The organism is Sphingomonas sp. Leaf22 (genome assembly GCF_001421715.1).
In the GTDB taxonomy this organism is placed as follows: domain Bacteria; phylum Pseudomonadota; class Alphaproteobacteria; order Sphingomonadales; family Sphingomonadaceae; genus Sphingomonas.
In genome coordinates this window covers 94387-113613 of record NZ_LMKP01000012.1, presented here as the reverse complement: position 1 = coordinate 113613, position 19227 = coordinate 94387, and the positions used below count along the sequence as shown (strand labels likewise).

13 protein-coding genes are annotated in these 19227 nt (G+C 67.5%); 6 read left to right on the top strand and 7 right to left on the bottom strand.

Annotated features, from left to right (window positions below):
• Positions 1 to 29: 29 nt before the first annotated feature.
• Positions 30 to 2297 carry a glycosyltransferase family 4 protein gene (locus ASE70_RS07210; protein ID WP_156356079.1) on the bottom strand — a complete coding sequence of 756 codons (2268 nt, stop codon included), beginning with the start codon at positions 2295 to 2297 and terminating at the stop codon, positions 30 to 32.
• Positions 2298 to 2440: 143 nt separating this feature from the next.
• Positions 2441 to 2884 carry a preQ(1) synthase gene (queF, locus tag ASE70_RS07205; protein ID WP_056502937.1) on the bottom strand — a complete coding sequence of 148 codons (444 nt, stop codon included), beginning with the start codon at positions 2882 to 2884 and terminating at the stop codon, positions 2441 to 2443.
• Between the two features lie 30 nt (positions 2885 to 2914).
• Between queF and ASE70_RS07200 the strand changes: the two genes are divergently transcribed.
• The 5 genes from ASE70_RS07200 (at position 2915) to ASE70_RS07180 (ending at position 9075) form a co-directional block, all read left to right on the top strand.
• A complete protein-coding gene (locus tag ASE70_RS07200) occupies positions 2915 to 4462 on the top strand; it encodes a cryptochrome/photolyase family protein (protein WP_056502934.1) in 1548 nt (515 codons plus the stop codon).
• Positions 4463 to 4494: 32 nt separating this feature from the next.
• A complete protein-coding gene (locus ASE70_RS07195) occupies positions 4495 to 5316 on the top strand; it encodes a sulfurtransferase (RefSeq protein WP_056395351.1) in 822 nt (273 codons plus the stop codon).
• Positions 5313 to 6506, top strand: coding sequence for a cystathionine beta-lyase (gene metC, locus ASE70_RS07190; protein ID WP_056502931.1), 1194 nt, complete (start codon positions 5313 to 5315; stop codon positions 6504 to 6506). Before ASE70_RS07195 ends, metC begins: the two co-directional genes overlap by 4 nt.
• Positions 6503 to 7783 carry a mechanosensitive ion channel family protein gene (locus tag ASE70_RS07185; RefSeq protein ID WP_056502928.1) on the top strand — a complete coding sequence of 427 codons (1281 nt, stop codon included), beginning with the start codon at positions 6503 to 6505 and terminating at the stop codon, positions 7781 to 7783. Before metC ends, ASE70_RS07185 begins: the two co-directional genes overlap by 4 nt.
• 161 nt (positions 7784 to 7944) lie before the next feature.
• Positions 7945 to 9075 (top strand): GNAT family N-acetyltransferase, encoded by a 1131-nt coding sequence (locus ASE70_RS07180; protein WP_056502924.1) that lies wholly within the window; start codon positions 7945 to 7947, stop codon positions 9073 to 9075.
• A 138-nt stretch (positions 9076 to 9213) separates the two neighbouring features.
• Here ASE70_RS07180 and ASE70_RS07175 read toward each other — a convergent pair whose 3' ends face one another.
• The 3 genes from ASE70_RS07175 to ASE70_RS07165 are packed head-to-tail and all read right to left on the bottom strand — an operon-like array spanning position 9214 to position 12984.
• Entirely contained in the window at positions 9214 to 9531 is a 318-nt protein-coding gene (locus ASE70_RS07175; protein ID WP_056395360.1) for a hypothetical protein, read from the bottom strand.
• Positions 9532 to 9543: 12 nt separating this feature from the next.
• Positions 9544 to 11184, bottom strand: coding sequence for a hypothetical protein (locus ASE70_RS07170; RefSeq protein ID WP_056502922.1), 1641 nt, complete (start codon positions 11182 to 11184; stop codon positions 9544 to 9546).
• A gap of 9 nt (positions 11185 to 11193) precedes the next feature.
• A complete protein-coding gene (locus ASE70_RS07165) occupies positions 11194 to 12984 on the bottom strand; it encodes a hypothetical protein (protein WP_056502919.1) in 1791 nt (596 codons plus the stop codon).
• Between the two features lie 102 nt (positions 12985 to 13086).
• On the opposite strand from ASE70_RS07165, the gene ASE70_RS07160 reads away from it, so the two are divergent.
• A complete protein-coding gene (locus ASE70_RS07160; protein WP_056503522.1) occupies positions 13087 to 14301 on the top strand; it encodes a glycosyltransferase family 2 protein in 1215 nt (404 codons plus the stop codon).
• 18 nt (positions 14302 to 14319) lie between these two features.
• Here the strand turns inward: ASE70_RS07160 and ASE70_RS07155 are convergent, their stop codons facing one another.
• Together ASE70_RS07155 and ASE70_RS07150 are read right to left on the bottom strand one after the other, a co-directional pair.
• Positions 14320 to 15537, bottom strand: a complete 1218-nt coding sequence (locus tag ASE70_RS07155; RefSeq protein WP_055998610.1) for an argininosuccinate synthase — start codon at positions 15535 to 15537, stop codon at positions 14320 to 14322.
• 247 nt (positions 15538 to 15784) lie between these two features.
• Complete coding sequence (locus tag ASE70_RS07150; protein WP_056503519.1) at positions 15785 to 19186, bottom strand: chromosome segregation SMC family protein; 3402 nt, start codon at positions 19184 to 19186, stop codon at positions 15785 to 15787.
• Positions 19187 to 19227 lie beyond the last annotated feature (41 nt).

The window sequence follows — 19227 nt, the reverse complement described above, 5'->3', positions numbered from 1 at the left end:
CCAATAGTCCCGGCCGAAACCGTAGCCGGTCAGGCTACGGCGCGGCGCGGGTCTGCCACGGATGCGCGGCCCTTTGAAAGGGCAGAAATGGCACAGGACGCCAATTGCAGCGCGAGAATCGACTCCGCCCCCTGGTTGCGGTTCAATCCGGTCGGCATCAGCCCGTCGAAACAGCCGCCATCGGCGACGGTCGCCAGCGGCAGGTCGAGGTCGTTGGCCCCGAGATACCAGTTATACGCCTTGACCGCTTCGTTCATCCAGCGCTGGTCGCCGGTGGCTTCGAAGGCGGCGGCGCAGGCCTCGACCGTCGCCTGCGCTTCCAGCGGCTGCTGGTCGAAGGGGAGCGGATCAGCATAGGCCCGGCTGAAACTCTCGGTTCCGATCGCCCGGAAGCGACCTTCGGGCGAGGTTTGCTGGCCGACGATCCAGTCGAGCGTTTCCAGCCCGACCTTCAGGTAATCGTCGCGCTGCAATGCCTTGCCGGCGCGGATCATCGCTTCGGGCAGGCGGGCATTGTCATAGGCCAGCACGATTTCGAACCACTGCCATTCGGGCCGGCGCGACGCGTCGAGCAGGGTGACCAGTTCGGCACCGAAGCGGGTCGCGATCTCGGTCGCGAGCGCATGGCCGGGGGTCACCTCCAGCATCGCGACCGCCGCGAGCATCGCGAAGGCCCGCGCGCGGGGCGAGCCGAGGTCGAGCGCGATCGAGGTGGTCTGTTCGTACAGCGCGGTTGCCCAGTCGCGATGCTTGCGCGAATGCGCATCACGGGCGGTGATTGCCAATGCCCACAAAGCGCGACCGTTCGAATCCTCCGACCCTTCATCCTCGCACCAGGTCCGGTCGAAATTCATGAAGTTGCGGAAGCGACGCTTGTCGGGGTTCCACGCATATTGGACGAACGATGCGTAGATCGTAGTCCATTTGTCGCGCTGCACCGGATCGAGATCGTCGATCTGCGACATCAGGATCAGCGCGCGCGCATTGTCGTCGATGCAATAGCCGTGGCGGCGATCGGGCACCGAATAGATCGAATGCTGCAACATGCCGGTCGCATCGCTCATCCGCTCGACCGCGGCGAAGTCGGGCGTCAGCGCGGTCAGATCGGTGCTGGGCCGCACCCGACTGGGACGGGCGGCGACGGCGCGCTCGATCTCGACCATCGCCGCTTCGGCAAGGCACGGGAACAGCATCGTCCGACCGCGGGCATAGGCCCGCAGCGCCAGCGTGTCGCGGCGCAGGTCGTTGTCGAGCAGGTCGTTGATTTCACGCGCGAACGCATCGGCGTCGCCGAAATCGACGATCACGCCGTGTTCGTCGGCAAGGATCTCGGTGGCATGGACATAGGGGGTCGACACCACGACCTTGCCGACGCCCACCGCATAGGACAGCGTGCCCGACGTGATCTGCGCCGGATTACTGTACGGGGTGACGTACAGGTCGGCCGCCTGGAGATAGTCGAGCAGTTCGTCCTGTTCGACGAAGCCGTCGAGGAAGCAGACATTGTCGGACACGCCCAGCCGGGCGGCCTGCGCCTTCAGCCGGTCGCGATAGGCCTCGCCCTCATGCGCCACCAGATGCGGATGGGTCGCGCCCAGCACGACGTACAGCGCATCGGGATGCTTCGCCGCGACCTGCGGCATCGCATCGATCATCGTTTCGATGCCCTTGTTGGGCGCCAGCAGGCCGAAAGTCAGGATCACGGGACGCCCGGTCCAGCCGAAGCGGCCCTTCATCGTGTCGGGCACGACGAACGGACGGTCATGAACACCGTGCGGGATCGTCACGATCTTGCGCGCATCGGTGCCATGGACGCGCATCAGGATCTCGCGACCCTTGTCGGCCATCACCACCACCTTGGCAGCGCGGCGCAGCAGTGCTTCGAGCACGCGGCGCTCATCGGCATTGGGCGTTTCGAGAATGGTGTGCAGCGTGATGACGACGGGTACGTTCACCCGGTCGAGCAGGCCGACGATATATTCGCCGGCCGAACCCCCATAGATGCCGTATTCGTGCTGGACCCACACCGCCTGTGCCCCGCTCGCCTCGATCCGGCGGGCGGCATCGAAATAGGCGATACGGTCGTTCTGATCGATCGCATGGGTTACTTCGGGGGGATAGTCATAGGCACCGGGCCGGTCGTCCATCGCATAGACATCGACCGCCAGATCGGGAAACCGATCGCGCAACGCATTGTAGGTGTCGGTCGTAAAGGTCGCGAGCCCGCATTTGCGCGGCAGGAAGTTACCGATCAGCGCGATACGATCGAGCGGCTTCGTGGCGACCATTCGGTCCATCTGCGTTCCTCTTTGCGATGCGGTGAGCCACTCCCCAAAGGGGCGGTGTCCACAAACAGAAACATTCCGATACGTATAAAAGTTGCATGATTTGTGCGTTGCGGCAGGATTCGACCGTCGAAACGTTGCCGCAATGCGACGAATCATCCGCGTCCGCGATATCCGGGCACGTCCTGTTCAGGAATCCACACGCCGGCGGGTTTTTCCCCCGATTGCCAGAACACGTCGATCGGAATGCCGCCGCGCGGATACCAATAGCCGCCGATGCGCAGCCACACCGGGTTCATTTCATGGAACAGGCGCTCGCCGATACCGACGGTGCAATCCTCGTGAAACGCCGCATGGTTGCGAAACGCGCCGAGGAACAGTTTCAGCGATTTCGATTCGACGATCGTCTCGCCCGGCACATAATCGATCACCAGATGCGCGAAATCGGGCTGTCCGGTGACCGGGCACAGCGAGGTGAATTCGGGCGAGGTGAAGCGCACCAGATACGGCGTGCCGCGCGGGTTCGGAACATAATCGAGTTCGGCGGCTTCCGGGTTGGCGGGAAGCGGGCTGGCCTGGCCAAGGAATTTCGGGTCCATGGCCGCACATGTAGGAAAAGGCGGGCGCGAATGGAACGGGTGCTGATCCCGGTGCTGGGCGACCAGTTGTCGATGGGCCTGTCGTCGTTGCGCGACGCCGATCCCGGCTGCACCACGATCCTGATGATGGAGGTGGTCGAGGAAGCGACCTATGTCCGCCATCACCCCAAGAAGATCGCGTTCCTGTTCGCTGCGATGCGGCATCATGCCGCCGCGCTGCGGGAGGCGGGTTGGCGCGTCGACTATGTGACGCTCGACGATCCCGACAATGCCGGCAGCTTCACCGGCGAGGTCGCGCGGGCGGTCGAACGGCATGATCCGACGCGGATCGTCGTTACCGAAGCCGGCGAATGGCGGGTGCAGGCGATGCTGGAGGCGTGGGAGACGGTCTTCGGCATACCCGTCGATGTCCGCGCCGACACGCGGTTCCTGTGTTCGCACGACCGGTTCGCCGCATGGGCCGCGGGTCGGCGCGAATTGCGCATGGAATATTTCTATCGCGACATGCGCCGTGAGACCGGTCTGCTGATGGACGGTGACAAGCCGGTCGGCGGCAAATGGAATTTCGACCACGACAATCGCAAGCCCGCCCAGCGCGACATGCTGATGCCGCGACCGCTGTCGTTCGCACCGGACGATATGACGCGAACGGTGCTGGCGTTGGTCGGCGAACGCTTCGGCGATCATGCCGGGACGCTCGACGGGTTCGATTTCGCCGTCACCCGCAAGGACGCCCTGCGCCAGCAACGCGCCTTCCTGACCCATGCGTTGCCGGGGTTCGGCGACAATCAGGATGCGATGCTGACCGACGAACCGTATCTGTGGCACGCGGTGCTGTCGCCCTATCTCAATGCCGGGCTGCTCGATCCGCTCGACCTGTGCAAGGCGGTCGAGAAGCAGTTCGTGGCCGGCAAGGTGCCGATCAACGCCGCCGAGGGCTTTATCCGGCAGGTCATCGGCTGGCGCGAATATGTCCGCGGCATCTATTGGCGCGAGGGACCGGACTATGTGACGCGCAATTTCCTGAACGCGAAGCGCGACTTGCCCGGCTTCTACTGGACCGGCGAGACCAACATGCACTGCCTTTCGCAGGCCATCGGGCAGACGCTGTCGAATGCCTATGCGCATCATATCCAGCGATTGATGATCACCGGCAACTTCGCGCTGCTGATCGGGGCCGAGCCGCAACAGGTGCATCGCTGGTATCTGGAGGTCTATGCCGACGCCTATGAATGGGTCGAGCTGCCCAACACGCTGGGGATGAGCCAGTTCGGCGATGGCGGGCTGCTGGGGTCGAAGCCCTATGCATCGTCGGGTGCCTATATCGACCGGATGTCCGATTATTGCAGGTCGTGCCGCTATGACGTGAAGCAGCGCACCGGGCCAGATGCGTGCCCATTCAACGCACTGTATTGGGACTTCGTCGTCCGCAACCGCGACAAGTTCGGCAACAATCCCCGGATGGCGATGCCGTATCGCAGCTGGGACAAGATGGCCGACGAAACGCAGCAGGCGCTCCGTAACCAGGCGGCGGGGTTTTTGAAGGCGCTCGACACGCTTCCGCGGTACGGGGATTGACCGGCGGGACCGCTCGCCTAAGCCTCTCCCTTATGCAATCGCTCCTTTCCACCGCAGGGCTGGCCGACCGGATCGGTACCCCCGGCCTGATCGTCCTCGACGCGACGTTCTTGGCCGTTCAGCCCGATCCGCCGCGCGACGAAGCCGCCGAATATGCCGCCGCGCATGTGCCCGGCGCGCGCTTTCTCGATCTGCGTAGCCTGTCGACGGGCCAGGCGACGTCGCTGCCGACGGCGGACAGATTCGCCGGGCGGCTGGGTGCGCTGGGCGTAGGGCAGGATGCACAGGTCGTGCTGTACGACCATTCGCCGCACCATACGGCGGCGCGGGCGTGGTGGCTGTTCCGGCGGTTCGCGCCGACGCTGCCGGTCGCTATCCTCGATGGCGGCCTGCCGAAATGGCGCAGCGAAGGACGCCCGGTCGAGAGCGGCATCGCAGCGTCCGAACCGACCCGCTTCGTCGCCGATCCCGACCTGGCGGCGGTACGGACCAAGGCGATGATGCTCGCTGGCGACGGGGGACAACTCATTGATGCCCGCTCGCCGGCGCGGTTCGACGGGAGCGAGGCCGATCCGCGCGGGCTGCCGTCGGGGCATATTCCGGGCAGCCGCAACCTGCATTATGCGCGCTTCTTTCGGGACGACGGGACGTGGCGGTCCCCCAAGGAACTGGCGGCACTGTTCGCGAGCGAGGGCGTCGATCTCGACCGGCCGGTGACGACCACCTGCGGGTCGGGCATCACCGCCGCGATCCCTGCCTTTGCACTGCATCTGCTAGGGCGCAGCGCCGCTTTATATGACGGCAGCTGGACCGAATGGGCCGCCGATCCGCAGACGCCGAAGGTGACCGCATGAGCAAGCACGACACCCCGCAATCGCCCGCGACGCACGTCGTCACCGGCGGGCGGCGCGACGAATGGACCGGCGGCGTGGTCAACGTCCCCGTCTGGCGTGCATCGACGATCCTGTACGACGATGTCGCCGGCCTGCGCGCAGCGGCGGGCAGCGATACCCATCATCGCCTGTTCTACGGCCGGCGCGGCACCCCGACCCAATGGTCGCTGGCCGAGGCGTTGACAGGACTGGAGCCGGGGGCGGAGGGCACGTTGCTCTATCCATCGGGGGTCGCGGCGATCACGACGGCGCTGCTTGCCTATCTCAAGCCCGGCGATCACCTGTTGCTGCCCGACAGTGCCTATGATCCGACGCGCGCCTTCGCGCTGGGAATGCTGCGGACGATCGGGGTCGAGACGACGCTGTACGATCCGATGATCGGGGCGGGCATCGCCGACCTGATGACGTCGCGGACGAAGGTTCTGTTCCTCGAAAGTCCCGGCAGCCTGACGTTCGAGGTACAGGACGTGCCGGCGATGACCGCCCTCGCGCGCGCGCGCGGCATCACCACCATTCTCGACAATACCTGGGCGACGCCGCTGTTGTTCCCGGCAATGGCGCACGGGGTCGACGTGACGATCATGGCCTGCACCAAATATGTCGTCGGCCATTCGGATGCGATGCTGGGATCGGCGACGGCGGTGGCATCGCACTGGCAGGCACTGCGCGACGCGACCTATCAACTGGGCCAGCATGTCGGGCCGGACGATGCCGCGCTCGGCGCACGTGGCCTGCGGACGATGGCGGTGCGGCTGAAACAGCATGGCGAATCGTCGATCCGCATCGCGAAATGGTTGGCGCAGCAGCCCGGCGTCGCGCGGGTACTGCACCCGGCGCTGCCCGGCTGTCCGGGGCACGACCTGTTCGTCCGCGATTTCCGGGGAAGCGCCGGGCTGTTCGCGTTCGTCCTCGACGGCGGCAGCGACGATGCGCGGGCGGCGCTGATCGACGGCCTCGCGCTGTTCGGCATCGGCTATAGCTGGGGCGGGTTCGAAAGCCTCGCGCTGCCGATCGATCCGCACCGCTATCGCAGCGTCACCCGCACGCCGGCGGAGGGGCCGATGATCCGGTTGCAGATCGGGCTGGAGGACGTGGACGACCTGATCGCCGATCTCGACGCCGGTCTGGCGCGGTTCCGGGCGACGCGGTGAACGGGATCGCCGGCTGGCTGACGGCGCGCGGCCTGCCGGTCGGGGATGGCGCGCAATTGGCCGAGGCGGGGGTGGCACTCGGTTTCGTGCTGTTGTCGCTTGCGCTCGGCTGGTTTGTCGGGCGCTGGGCCGGGCCGGGGCTGACCGGCCTGTGGCGTGAGCGGGTGGGCGACCATGCCACCGGCATCGTCGGGCGGCTGTGCGACATCCTCCGCCACCTGGTCGCGGTACTGGCGCTGGCGGTGGTCGGGCAGGTGCACTACTGGGGTGCGTTGGCCGACATCGTCGTCGGACTGGCGCTGGGCGCGGCGGTCGCGCGGCTGGCGGTGCAGCTGTTGCGCGGCGTCCATCTGGCACGGTGGATGGCGTGGACGGTCGGGTTCATCCTGTTCGTCGCCGCGCTGTCGGGCGCGATCGGCGGGCTGGAGCCGATCACCGACACGCTCGACGCGATCGGTTTCTCGATCGGGCGACGGCGGCTGTCGCTGCTGGCGCTGGTCAGTACCCTGCTGACCGCGGTGGTGCTGTATGCGGTCGTGCGGATCGTCAACAAGGTCGTCGCGCATGGCGTGGCGCAGGCCAAGGGGCTGGACCCGGCGCAGAAATTGCTGGCGCAGAAGCTGGCATCGATCGCGGTGGTCATCACCGCGTTCTTCTTCGGGATCGATCTGCTCGGCATCGACCTGACGACCTTTGCGATCTTTTCCGGCGGCCTTGGCCTGGCGGTCGGATTCGGGTTGCAGAAGACGGTCGGCAATCTGATCGCGGGCATCATCCTGTTGATGGACCGCTCGATCAAGCCGGGCGACGTGATCGTCGTCGGCGACAGCTTCGGCTGGGTCAACAAGATCGGCGTGCGCGCGGTGTCGGTCATCACCCGCGACGGCAAGGAGCATTTGATCCCCAACGAAAACCTGATGACGCAGGAGGTCGAGAACTGGTCCTTTTCCGACCGCAACGTCCGGGTCCGCATTCCGGTGGGCGTGGGATACGAGACCGACTTGCGGCTGGCGCAAAAGCTGATGTTGCAGGCCGCGACCGAAAGCCCGCGCGTATTGCGCAGCCCCAAGCCCAATGTCTGGCTGATCTCCTACGGCGACTATGCGGTCGAGCATGAGATACTGGCGTGGATCAGCGACCCCGAACAGGGGGTGGGCAATGTCCGGTCGGATGTGCTCAACCGGTTGTGGGATCTGTTCAAGGAGAACGGAATCGAAATTCCGGTCCCGCGCCGCGAGTTGCTGTTCCGGGATGGATTGAAGGTGACGAAGGCGTAGGCCTTGTTCGTCGTTCCCGCGCAGGCGGGGGTCCAGATACGCTGTCGTGTCGATCGATCCGACAGATTGCGGCTATGGATTCCCGCCTGCGCGGGAATGACGATTGCGGGCGAAGACGTTCGACCTTTCGCTGCAACGTCCCGCCCCCTATCTTTGCCCATGTGACGACCATCACCGCCCGCATCGCCGAGGGCGTCCGCGCCGTTCCCGCCGACCAGTGGGACGCCTGCGCGGGCAAGGGCAATCCGTTCCTGTCCCACGCCTTTCTGTCGGCGCTCGAACAATCGGGCAGCGTCGGCGGACGGTCGGGGTGGCAGCCGCTGCCGATCATCGTCGACGATGCCGACGGCGTGCCGGTCGCGATCGCGCCGGCCTATGCCAAGTCGCACAGCCAGGGCGAATATGTGTTCGATCACGCATGGGCCGATGCGTGGGAGCGGGCCGGCGGCGATTATTATCCCAAGCTGCAGATTGCGGTGCCCTTCACCCCGGTGCCCGGCCCCCGGCTGCTGCTGCGCGATCCGGCGCAGGCATCGGCGCTGATCGCCGCGGTTGAGGCGGTGGTGCGGCAGAACGGGCTGTCGTCGGCGCACGCGACGTTCGTCGACGAAGCGCAATTGCCGGCGTTTCAGGCAGCGGGCTGGCTGACGCGGGCGGGCACGCAGTTTCACTGGGCCAACCGCGGCTATGACGGCTTCGACGATTTCCTGAACGACCTTGCCAGCCGCAAGCGCAAGGCGATCCGCAAGGAACGCGCGGCGGCGCTCGACGGGCTGACCGTGCGGCACCTGACCGGGCGTGACATCCGGCCGGAGCATTGGGATGCGTTCTGGGCGTTCTATCAGGACACCGGGAACCGCAAATGGGGACGGCCGTACCTGACGCGCAGCTTCTTTCCACTGTTGTCGGAGGTAATGGGCGACGACGTCCTGCTGATCCTCGCCGAACGCGACGGACGGCCGATCGCGGGCGCGCTGAACCTGATCGGCGGCGATGCGCTGTACGGGCGCTATTGGGGCGCGGTGGAGGAGGTGCCGTTCCTCCATTTCGAGCTATGCTATTATCAGGCGATCGACGCCGCGATCGCGCGGCGGTTGCAGCGGGTCGAGGCGGGGGCGCAGGGCGAGCACAAGCTGGCGCGTGGCTATGTTCCGGTTACGACGTGGTCGGCGCATTTCCTGCCCGACCCCGGTTTCCACCGCGCGGTCGCCGAATTCGTCGAGCGCGAGCGCGCGGCGATCGGGCAGGAACAGGAATATCTGGGCGAGATGACCCCGTTCAAGCGGGGGTAAGCCTGATCTACCAACATTGGATCGGACGTCATCCCAGCGCAGGCTGGGATCTCCCGGTGACGGCACGCGGCAGGAGCCGCAAGAGGCCCCGGCCTGCGCTGGGGCAACGTGTTCAGTCGGATGAATCGGGCTTTGAGTTTACTTCCGCCCGAACATCCCGCCGAGATTGCCGAGCACATCACCGGCACCGCCCTTTGCATCGATGTCGAACCCGAATGCCTGCGCGACCTGTCCCAGCGCGTCGGCTCCGCCGATTTCGGACAGGATCGCCTCGATCTGATGACGCGATACGCCGCTATGGTCGGCGGCGTCCTGTGCCGGGTCGACATGGCCGGCGAACTTGCCGAGCAGGCCGATGACCGTCTGCACCTGTTCGGGGGTGATGCCGGCCTTTTCGGCAATGGCGGGCAGGTCGAAGCGACCGGCAAGGTTCAGCGCGTTGTTGAGAAAGTCCATGAAGCGTCTCCTTTACCGGACGATGGTGTCGCGCGCCGCCATCTGGCGCGACGGGCGGCGGCGGGGTTTGGCAAACGGCCGATTGCCCAGATCGCTCCATGTCAGCACCGGCGGCGGGATGCGGTGGTCGATCCGGAACAGCGCGCTGCTGCCATTGCGCCAGACCGGGATCAAGCCCTGTTCCAGCCGCCGGTCATAGGTGGGCGGGCGGATCAGCCAGACATAGTCGAACGCGTCGCGCGGGAATTTGTAGAGCGCGCCGGCGATCGGCCGCCAATATTCGCGCGGGCATTTGACGTCGGTGACCAGTTCGGACGGATCGTGCGAAAAGCCGCGCGCCGGGAAATAGCGCACCGTCAGCAACTGCCCGCCGGCCATCGACCATTGATCGTTGGCATAGGCCAGCCGCCGGGTCAGCGCCATGCCAGGGAGATGTTGCAGCCGGGTCATGCGCCATTCGTTGTAGCAGGTCTCCCCGACGAAAGTGACCAGCCGCGCACCGATCGGCACATGGTCGAGCGCGGCCAGTTCGCGGTCGTACGCGCGGTCGTACAGCCAGAAGCTCGCGGTGGTCGCGCCGATCCGGGCGACGAAGATGGCCAGCCCGATCGCCGCCAGCACCCCGGCACGGCGGATCGACAGGCCCGGCTTGGGCCGGAGCGCGATCAGGCAGATACCGAACAGATACGGGACCAGCCGCATGTCGGCATAGGCCGACCCGAACACGATGCGCGGCAACAGGACATAGACCGCGATCAGGAACAGCGCCGACAGGCCCAGATTGCGCGAATAGCCGATATTGGGATCGCGCACCCCCTTGAACAGCACGAGATAGAAGACCGCGACCGAGGCAAGGTCGTAGAGCTGCCACCGGTCGCGCAACGTCATGGTCAGCCACAACATCTTCGCGCGCCAGTTGAACCAGTCGGCGGTCTGCCCGCCGACATGCCCGCCCGACCGCCACAACAGCATCAGCAGCGCCGGGGGCGCGAGGACGAGGCAGTGGAGTCCGGCATGGAAGGCGGCGGCGAACCAGTTGCGCCGCTTGTCATGCTCGCGGATCAGTTCGGCCGATGCGGCGAGCACGCCCAATGTCCCCCAGCCGAACGTATGGGTCAGCCAGACCAGTCCGGCGATCGGCACGAACACGATCCCGCGCAGCAGCAGCCGCCCCTGCCGCCCCAGCCGCAGCCACAGTGCGAAGGCGTTGAGCGCCAGCGCCATTGACAGCGCGAAATTGGCGAATCCGAAATGCAGCGGAAAGCTGTAGACGATCGGCAGCGCGAACAGCGCGGTGGCCGGAATGCGGCCATGCACCTCGCGCGCGATCCACAACAGCCCGATGGCGGTCAGTGGCGGGATGGCGAGGATGATGAGCTTGACGGTCGGTTCGAGGCCGAGCAGCGGTTCGAACAGCCAGACGAGCAGGTCGACGCCGAGATTGCCGATCAGGCTCCAGTCGAAATTATACCAGTCGTGAAACCAGGGTGCCTGTCCGGTGTCCCACAGTTGCTGGACGCGATATCGCCCCATATGACCGGGCAGGTCGACCATCGGCGGAACATCGGGCCACAGCAGCGGCACCGCCGCCAGCACCGCCATGAGCGCGACGAACCACCGCGTCTGCCACCAGTAAAGTCGATCCCCCTGCATCGCCCGCTTTTAGGCGTGGCCGGCCCCTTTCGACAAGCGTTGCGGTGGCCGCACGCGAAAGGCGCGCAGCGACCCGCCGGTCGCGATTGGGACCAGCCAGTCGGGCGTGCCGCCGCGCTGCAATGCGTCGATCAGGCTGCCGGTGCGGAGCGCCTCGATATTGCGCTCGCGCAGGTCGCCTGGGCAGACCGCGACGTAATCGACCGCCCATTGCCGCGCGATCGCCTGTGCCCGTTCGGGCGTCGCGAGGAAGAAGCGATAGGAGGCCAGATTGCCGGCGTTGTTGCGGTGATAGGGCGCGGCCACGACGTGGTGCGGCGTCAATCCGATGAAATAGGCACCGTCGTTGATCGGTGCCATGAGCGTCCCGGTTGGTTGTCGGCCGACCGCCATGAACGGTGCCGCGCGGATGCAATCGGCATAGACGCGCCGTGCCGCCTTCTCCGACTGGCCAAGGCCGGTATCGACCACGCTGCCGACGAGATACCAGACCATGCCGGCACCCAGCGCCCACCATCGCAGCCGCCGCAGCGCCTGTGTCGCAGGATCGAGGGCGGCGATGCGTAGCGCGATCGGCACCGTCGCCATGCCGGCGAGAATATAAGTGACGCGAACCTGTGCGACTGCCGCGACGAGGCTGATGCCGAGGACCATCGCCAGCGCGATGCGTGATCGATCGCGCGTGCGGACCGCGTCGATCGCGGCGACGACGGTCCCGATGGCCGACAGCATGCCGAACGCGACGACGATGCCGGGCGAATTCTGGTCGAAGAACAGCCCGCGCGCCTCAGCGACATTCGCCATCCATGCCTGTTTCAGGAACGGGTGGAGCGCGTCATAGGGGCCGGCGATGCAGACCAGCGAGGTCTGGGAGGCCGACAAGGCGATGGCCCCACCGACCGCCGCTGCCGCGATCAGGCGCGACCGGTACGATTGCAGGCGCGCTCCCATCACTCCCAGCGCGACCCAGCCCGCGCCCAACGCAAGGGTCGCGCTGGTCGAGGCGGCGGTGAAGCCGTCGCACCACGCCCGCGGCCAAGCGTCGGGATGCAGGAAGGAGAGCATGAACCCCGTCGTTGCCAGCAGGCCGACGCCAAACCCCGCCGCCCGCGCATTCTCGCGTCGCTCGCCGCCCATCCAGCACCAGCCGAGCGCGACCATGACCGCGATGAGTTCGGGGGCCGCTTCGAGACCGATCGCGAGGCTCAGTGCCGCCAGCACCCCCATCGCCGCGCCGACCGCCCCGGACGGCGCGCGTACCAGTCCGGCGACCAGTGCGAACAGCAGCACGATCTGCAACGCATGGTGATCGATCCGGCCCGGTATGAACAGGCTGATCGTCGGAAAGGCGAGCGCGGCAAGAATGATCGCGACGGGTGTCACCCGGCCGCCGCCGACAATGTCGGCGATCCGCCCGGCGAGCAGCAGGTAGAGGAAGAACAGCAGCGCCGGCGACGCCACGACCGCCGCCAGTTCGGCGGCATGGGTTCCCAGCCGAGGCGTCAGCATGAGGACGATGCCCGCTGGTACCGCATCGGCCAGCCGCGACCAGTGCATCGGCGCGCCGCCCGGCGGACCCAGCCGATATTGCATCAGGTCGTTGAGCGACTGCCCACCGATCCAGTCGCGTATCTCAGCCAGCCGCATCATGTCGTCATTGTCGGGCAGGCGCAGCAGCCGCAACGCCGCCCAATCGTTCACCGTCCAGACCGCGGTCAGGATCACGGCAAGGCCAGCGGCCAGCAGGGTCGGCAGCCACGCCGGCGCAGGGCGTAACGATGGTGAGGCGACGGACGTCATGTCCCGCCAATGCCCCGAACATGCTTAATTTAGCGTGTAGCGTTAACGGACTCTTCGTTCCTGCCGGCGCATCGTCGGGCAACTCGCCGCATGGAGCGCCCGATGTCCGCCGTCCGCCTTGCCCAATTCGATCACGAACCGGAACCGCCCGCCGGGCGCGTCGAACTGTCGATCGTCATGCCCTGTCTCAACGAGGCGGAAACGCTCGGCATCTGCATCAAGAAGGCGCGGGCGTTCCTCGACCGGCACGGCATTGCCGGCGAAGTGATCGTCGCCGACAACGGGTCGACCGACGGGTCGCAGCAAATCGCCAACGCGCTGGGCGCTCGCATCGTCGCCATTCCGGTACGCGGCTATGGCGCGGCGCTGGCCGGTGGCATTGAAGCGGCGCGGGGGCAATATGTTGCCATGGGCGATGCCGATGACAGTTATGACTTCGGCAGTTTGTTGCCGTTCGTCGAGCGGCTGCGCGAGGGTGCCGATCTGGTGATGGGCAACCGGTTCCAGGGCGGGATCGCGCCAGGGGCGATGCCGGTGCTGCACCGTTTCCTAGGCAATCCGGTGCTGAGCCTGCTCGGTCGCGCGTTCTTCGGGACGCCGGTCGGCGATTTTCATTGCGGGCTGCGGGCGTTCCGCCGCGATCGTGCGCTGGCACTGGGCCTGACCGCGCCGGGCATGGAGTTCGCCAGCGAGATGGTCGTCAAGGCATCGATCGCGCGCCTCGTCATCGCCGAGGTGCCGACGACGCTGGTCCCCGACGGGCGGTCGCGTCCGCCGCATCTGCGCACGTGGCGCGACGGGTGGCGGCATCTGCGCTTCCTGCTGCTCTATGCGCCGCGTTTTCTGTTCTTCTATCCCGGGATGGCGCTGTTGCTGACCGGACTTGCCGTAACCGCGCAGCTCGCCACCGGCGACGTGTCGGTGAATGGCGTCGAATTCGGCGCGCACACCATGATCTTTGCGACGATGGCGGCGCTGATCGGGGCACAGATGGTCGGGCTGGCGGTGCTGGCGCGGCTGTTCGGTATCCGTACCGGCATGTGGCCGGAAAGCCGCGCCATGGCGCGCGTGCGCGGCTGGTTCACCGTCGAGCGCGGCTGCATCCTGGGCGGCCTGTCGCTGCTCGCCGGACTTGGCGGCGGGGTCGCTGCGACGCTGGTCTGGGCGCAGGCCGGGTTCGGGCCGCTGGTGCCCGGCGAACTGATGCGGTTGACGATCCCGTCGATGCTGCTCGGCTGTCTGGGCGTGCAGGTGGCGGCGACGTCGTTCTTCGCCGGCTTGCTCGACCAGCCGCAGGGCATCCGCCCCACGGCCTGATCGAGCAAGCGCGCAGACTTACCGGTCGCGCCGGCCCAGCAGGCGCAGGCGCAGCGCGTTCAGCTTGATGAAGCCGGCGGCGTCGCGCTGGTCATAGGCACCCTGATCGTCCTCGAACGTCACGACCTTTTCGCTGTACAGCGAATTGGGCGAACGGCGGCCGGTAACATGGACGCCGCCCTTGTACAGCTTCAGCCGGACTTCGCCCGACACCTTGTGCTGGCTGTGGTCGATCGCGGCCTGCAGCATCTCGCGCTCCGGCGAGAACCAGAAACCGTTATAGACCAGCTCGGCATAGCGCGGGGCCAGTTCGTCCTTCAGATGCGCGGCACCGCGGTCGAGCGTGATCTGTTCGATCGCGCGGTGCGCGGCGTGCAGGATCGTGCCGCCGGGCGTTTCGTACATGCCCCGCGACTTCATGCCGACGAAGCGGTTTTCCACGAGATCGAGCCGGCCGATGCCGTGCGCCCGGCCGAGGTCGTTCAGCTTGGCGAGCAGCGTCGCAGGGCTCATTCCTTCGCCATCGACCGCCACCGCATCGCCGCGTTCGAACGCGATGGTGACGACCTGTGGCGTATCGGGCGCGTCCTCGGGGCTGACCGTCCGCGAGAAGACATATTCTGGAACCTCGTCCCACGGGTCCTCCAGCACCTTCCCCTCGGACGAGGTGTGCAGCAGGTTGGCATCGGTCGAGAAGGGCGATTCGCCGCGCTTGTCCTTGGGCACCGGGATCTGGTGCTGTTCGGCGAAGGCGATCAGCGCGGTGCGGCTGGTCAGATCCCATTCGCGCCACGGCGCGATGACCTTGATATCGGGTTGCAGCGCGTAATAGCCGAGTTCGAAGCGGACCTGGTCGTTGCCCTTGCCGGTCGCGCCGTGGCTGACCGCGTCGGCGTTCACCTGACGCGCGATCTCGATCTGGCGCTTGGCGATCAGCGGGCGCGCGATCGAGGTGCCGAGCAGGTACAGCCCCTCATACAGCGCGTTCGAGCGCATCATCGGGAACACGAAGTCGCGGACGAATTCCTCGCGCAGGTCGTCGATGAAGATATGCTCGGGCTTGATGCCCATCAGCTCGGCCTTTTTGCGCGCCGGCTCCAGCTCTTCGCCCTGGCCGAGGTCGGCGGTGAAGGTCACGACCTCGCACTTATATTCCTGTTGCAGCCATTTCAGGATTACGCTGGTATCGAGGCCGCCCGAATAGGCGAGTACGACGCGGTTGATGGACTCGGCCATGGGCAGGCTCCTTGAGGCTCGCGATTTGATGTTGGCGCGCGACTAGGCGACAAGGGGACAGGGCGCAAGGATGCGTGGGCGGATGTCTCTCCTTGCCTCCACCACCGTTCGCTTCGAGCGCAGGTTCGAGCTTGTCGAGAACCGTAGTCGAGAAGGTGGCGCCCCAAACGACCCAGTTCTCGACGGACGCTTCTCGACAGGCTCGAAGCTGCTCGAACCAAACGGCATTAAGCCTAAGTGAGAAACCCTATTCCGCCGCCAGCAAACTGGTCGCGCCGCCGAGATCGACCGATACCAGCCGGCTGATTCCGCGTTCGATCATCGTCACGCCGAACAGGCGGTGCATGCGGCTCATCGTCGCGGCATTGTGGGTGACGATCAGGTAGCGGGTGTCGGTATCGGCGGCCATCCGGTCGAGCAGGTCGCAGAAGCGGTCGATATTGGCATCGTCGAGCGGTGCGTCGACTTCGTCGAGGACGCAGATCGGCGCGGGATTGGTCAGAAACAATGCGAAGATCAGCGCGACGGCGGTCAGCGCCTGTTCGCCGCCTGACAGCAAGGTCAGCGATTGCAGACGCTTGCCCGGCGGCTGGGCGAGGATTTCGAGGCCTGCTTCCAGGGGATCGTCCGAATCGATCAGTTCGAGCCGGGCCTGCCCGCCATCGAACAGCGCACCGAACAGCCGGCGGAAATGTGCGTCCACTGCGTCGAACGCTGCCAGCAGGCGTTGTCGTCCTTCGCGGTTCAGCGTGCCGATCGATCCGCGCAGCCGCTGGACCGCCTCGGCCAGATCGGCGCGTTCGGCGGCGGTTTCGCCCTGTGCGGCCTCCAGCTCTGCCAATTCGGTCTCGGCGATCAGGTTGACCGGGCCGATCCGGTCGCGATCGGCGAGCAACCGGTCATGCGCTGCGGTCTCGGCCGCCGCGTCGCCGACCTCGGCCCCGACGAAGCCGATGCGTGGCAAGAGCGGCGGGGGGCATTGGAAACGCTCGCCCGAAAGCCGGCCCGTTTCCAAGCGGCGTTGTTCATGCCCCTCGGCACGCGCCGATGCGCCGGCGCGGGTTTCGCGGGCGGCGGCGAGCGTTTCGGCAATGCCGCTCACGATGCGCTCGGCGGCACGCAGGCGCGCGTCGGCGGCCTGTTCGGCGGCAGCGGCCTCGGCAGCCGCCGCGCGCAACCGGGTGAAGTCGCTTTCGATCCGCGCCAGTTCGGCGGCGAGCGCGGCGGGCCGATCGCGCAGGGCATCGCGGTCGGCGGCGATGGTCGTCATGCGGTCGTCGATCTCGGCGATCCGACCGGCGGCGTCGGCGGCGCGGGCATGCCACGACGCGATCTCGCTGGCAGCCGCCCCGGCACGCTCACGGTCGCGGACCAGCGCGGCGTCGAGGGTCGACCGGTCGGCGCGGGCGTCGGCGACGCGCACGCGGGCGGCATCGGCTTGCGCCAGCGAACCGGCGACCCTTGCGGCGGCCATGGTCCGGTCGGGCAGTTGCGCGACCGCAGCGGCGGCGCGGTCCGCATCGGCCAGCGTTTCGGCAAGGTCGCCGCGCAGACGGTGCAGGCGGGCCGCGACATCGTCGGCGCGCGCCTGTGCCCGTTCGATCACGGCGGCAGCGCGGTCTTCGGCACGGGCGGCATCGCGGGCGACGGTCTCGGCAGCGTCGAGCGCCCGGCGGGCAGCGGTCAGGGCCGCGCGCGCTTCGGCGATTGCGACATCGGCCGAATGGAGCGCGGCATCGGCGACGTCGCGTCGATCGACCAGCGCCCGTCGCCCCTCGCGCAACAGGCGCAGCCGGTTGGTTCGTGCCAGTCGTTCCGCCGCCGCCGCCCCCGATCCGGCGCGGCTGCGCAAACCGTCCCAGCGGCGCAGCGCCCCGTCGAGCGTCACCAGCCGCTGCCCGACCGCCAGGGGCGTACCCTCGTCACGTTCGACGACCAGGATTTGCGCCAGTCGCCGGGCGAGGAGCGGGGCGGTGACATGCGCCGACAGCCGGCCGACCCCGATCGGTATCGCCGGCCCATCGGTTGGGCCATCGTCGCCCTGCCAATGGCGATCGTCGGCCGGATCGCTGCCGGCGTCGAGATCGTCGCCCAGCGCCGCCGCCAATGCCGCTTCGAAGCCCGGTTCGACCACGACCGAATCGATGATCCGGGCGCGCCCGCCCCGGCGGAGCGCACGGTCGAGTGCCGCAATCTCGCTGTCGATCGCGGCGAGTTCGGCGGCAGCGGCGGCACGGTCCGACTGGGCGCGATCCCGTGCTTCCTGCGCGGACCGGTCGGCGGCTTCGGCATGGGTGATCGCCGCGCGGGCAGTGTCTGCGTCGGTCAGCGCCGCCGCCCGACGTTCGGCCGCCGCCGTGCGTTCCGCGAACAACGGGGCGACCGCCGACAGCGCCCCCTGTTCGGCAAGCAGCCGCGCTTCGTCGCGCCGGACGCGGTCGAGCCGGGCGCGGGCGGCATCGTGCGCGGCGGTGGCGACGCGCGCTTCGGCCAGTTCGGCGGCCTGTGCCGCAAGTGCTTCGGCATGCGCGCTGTCGGCCATTGCGGCGGCGTGGGTCGCTGCATCGAGCGCGGTATCGAGTTCGGGCAGGCGGGCGGTGGCTCCGGCCAGCGTGTCGGCCAGTCGCGTACGTTCGGCTTCGAGTCGTGCGACGGCCGTTTCGGCGTCGCCGGCCAGCGCCGCCTCGCGCGCCCGGTCCTCGGTCAGGCGCGCCGCCTGTGCGGTGAGGTCGGCCAGTCGCCGGGTCGCGGCATTGGCCTGTGCCTGCACCCGTTCGCGGGCATGGCCGACATCGCCGACCTGCTGGCGCAGGCGTTCGGCATCGGCGCGAGCGGTGGCGAGCGTCTGCGTGGCGGCGGACAGTTCGCCGGCGGCCTGCCCCTGCGCCCCGGCCTGACCGGCGACCAGCGCCTCGGCGGCCTTCGCTTCCGCCGTCGCTGCATCGGCCGCCGCCACCGCGTCGCGCCAACGGGCATAGAGCGCCCGCGCCTCCGCCACCCGGATCGCATCGGTCAGTTCGCGGTAGCGCGCGGCGACCCGCGCCTGCCGCCGGAGCGTTGTGGCGCGGGCATCCTGTTCGTGCGCCATCTCGCCCAGCCGGTCGAGATTGGCTTCGGTCGCGCGCAGCTTGCCCTCGGCATCCCTGCGCCGAACGTGCAGCCCGGCGATGCCGGCCGCTTCCTCCAGCATCGCGCGGCGTTCGGCGGGGCGGGCGGCGATGACCGCGCCGATGCGGTTCTGGCTGACCAGCGCGGGCGAATGCGCGCCGGTCGCGGCATCGGCGAACAGCAGCGACACGTCCTTGGCCCGCACGTCGCGCCCGTTGATGCGATAGGCGGAACCGGCACCGCGTTCGATCCGGCGGACGATCTCGACCTCGTCGCCATTCGCGTCTTCGGCGAGGATCGCGACCTCAGCGAAGTCGCGTTGCGGGCGGGTGGCGGTGCCGGCGAAGATTACGTCGTCCATGCCGGCACCGCGCAGCGATTTCGCGCTGTTCTCGCCCATGGTCCAGCGCAACGCTTCCAGCAGGTTCGACTTGCCGCAGCCATTGGGGCCGACCACGCCGGTCAGCCCGGCCTCGATCACCAGATCGGCGGGATCGACGAAACTCTTGAACCCGCCGAGCCGCAGCCGCCGGAGCGTCAGCCCCGGCGCGCGGGGGATGGCCGCATCATCCGGCGCGGCCA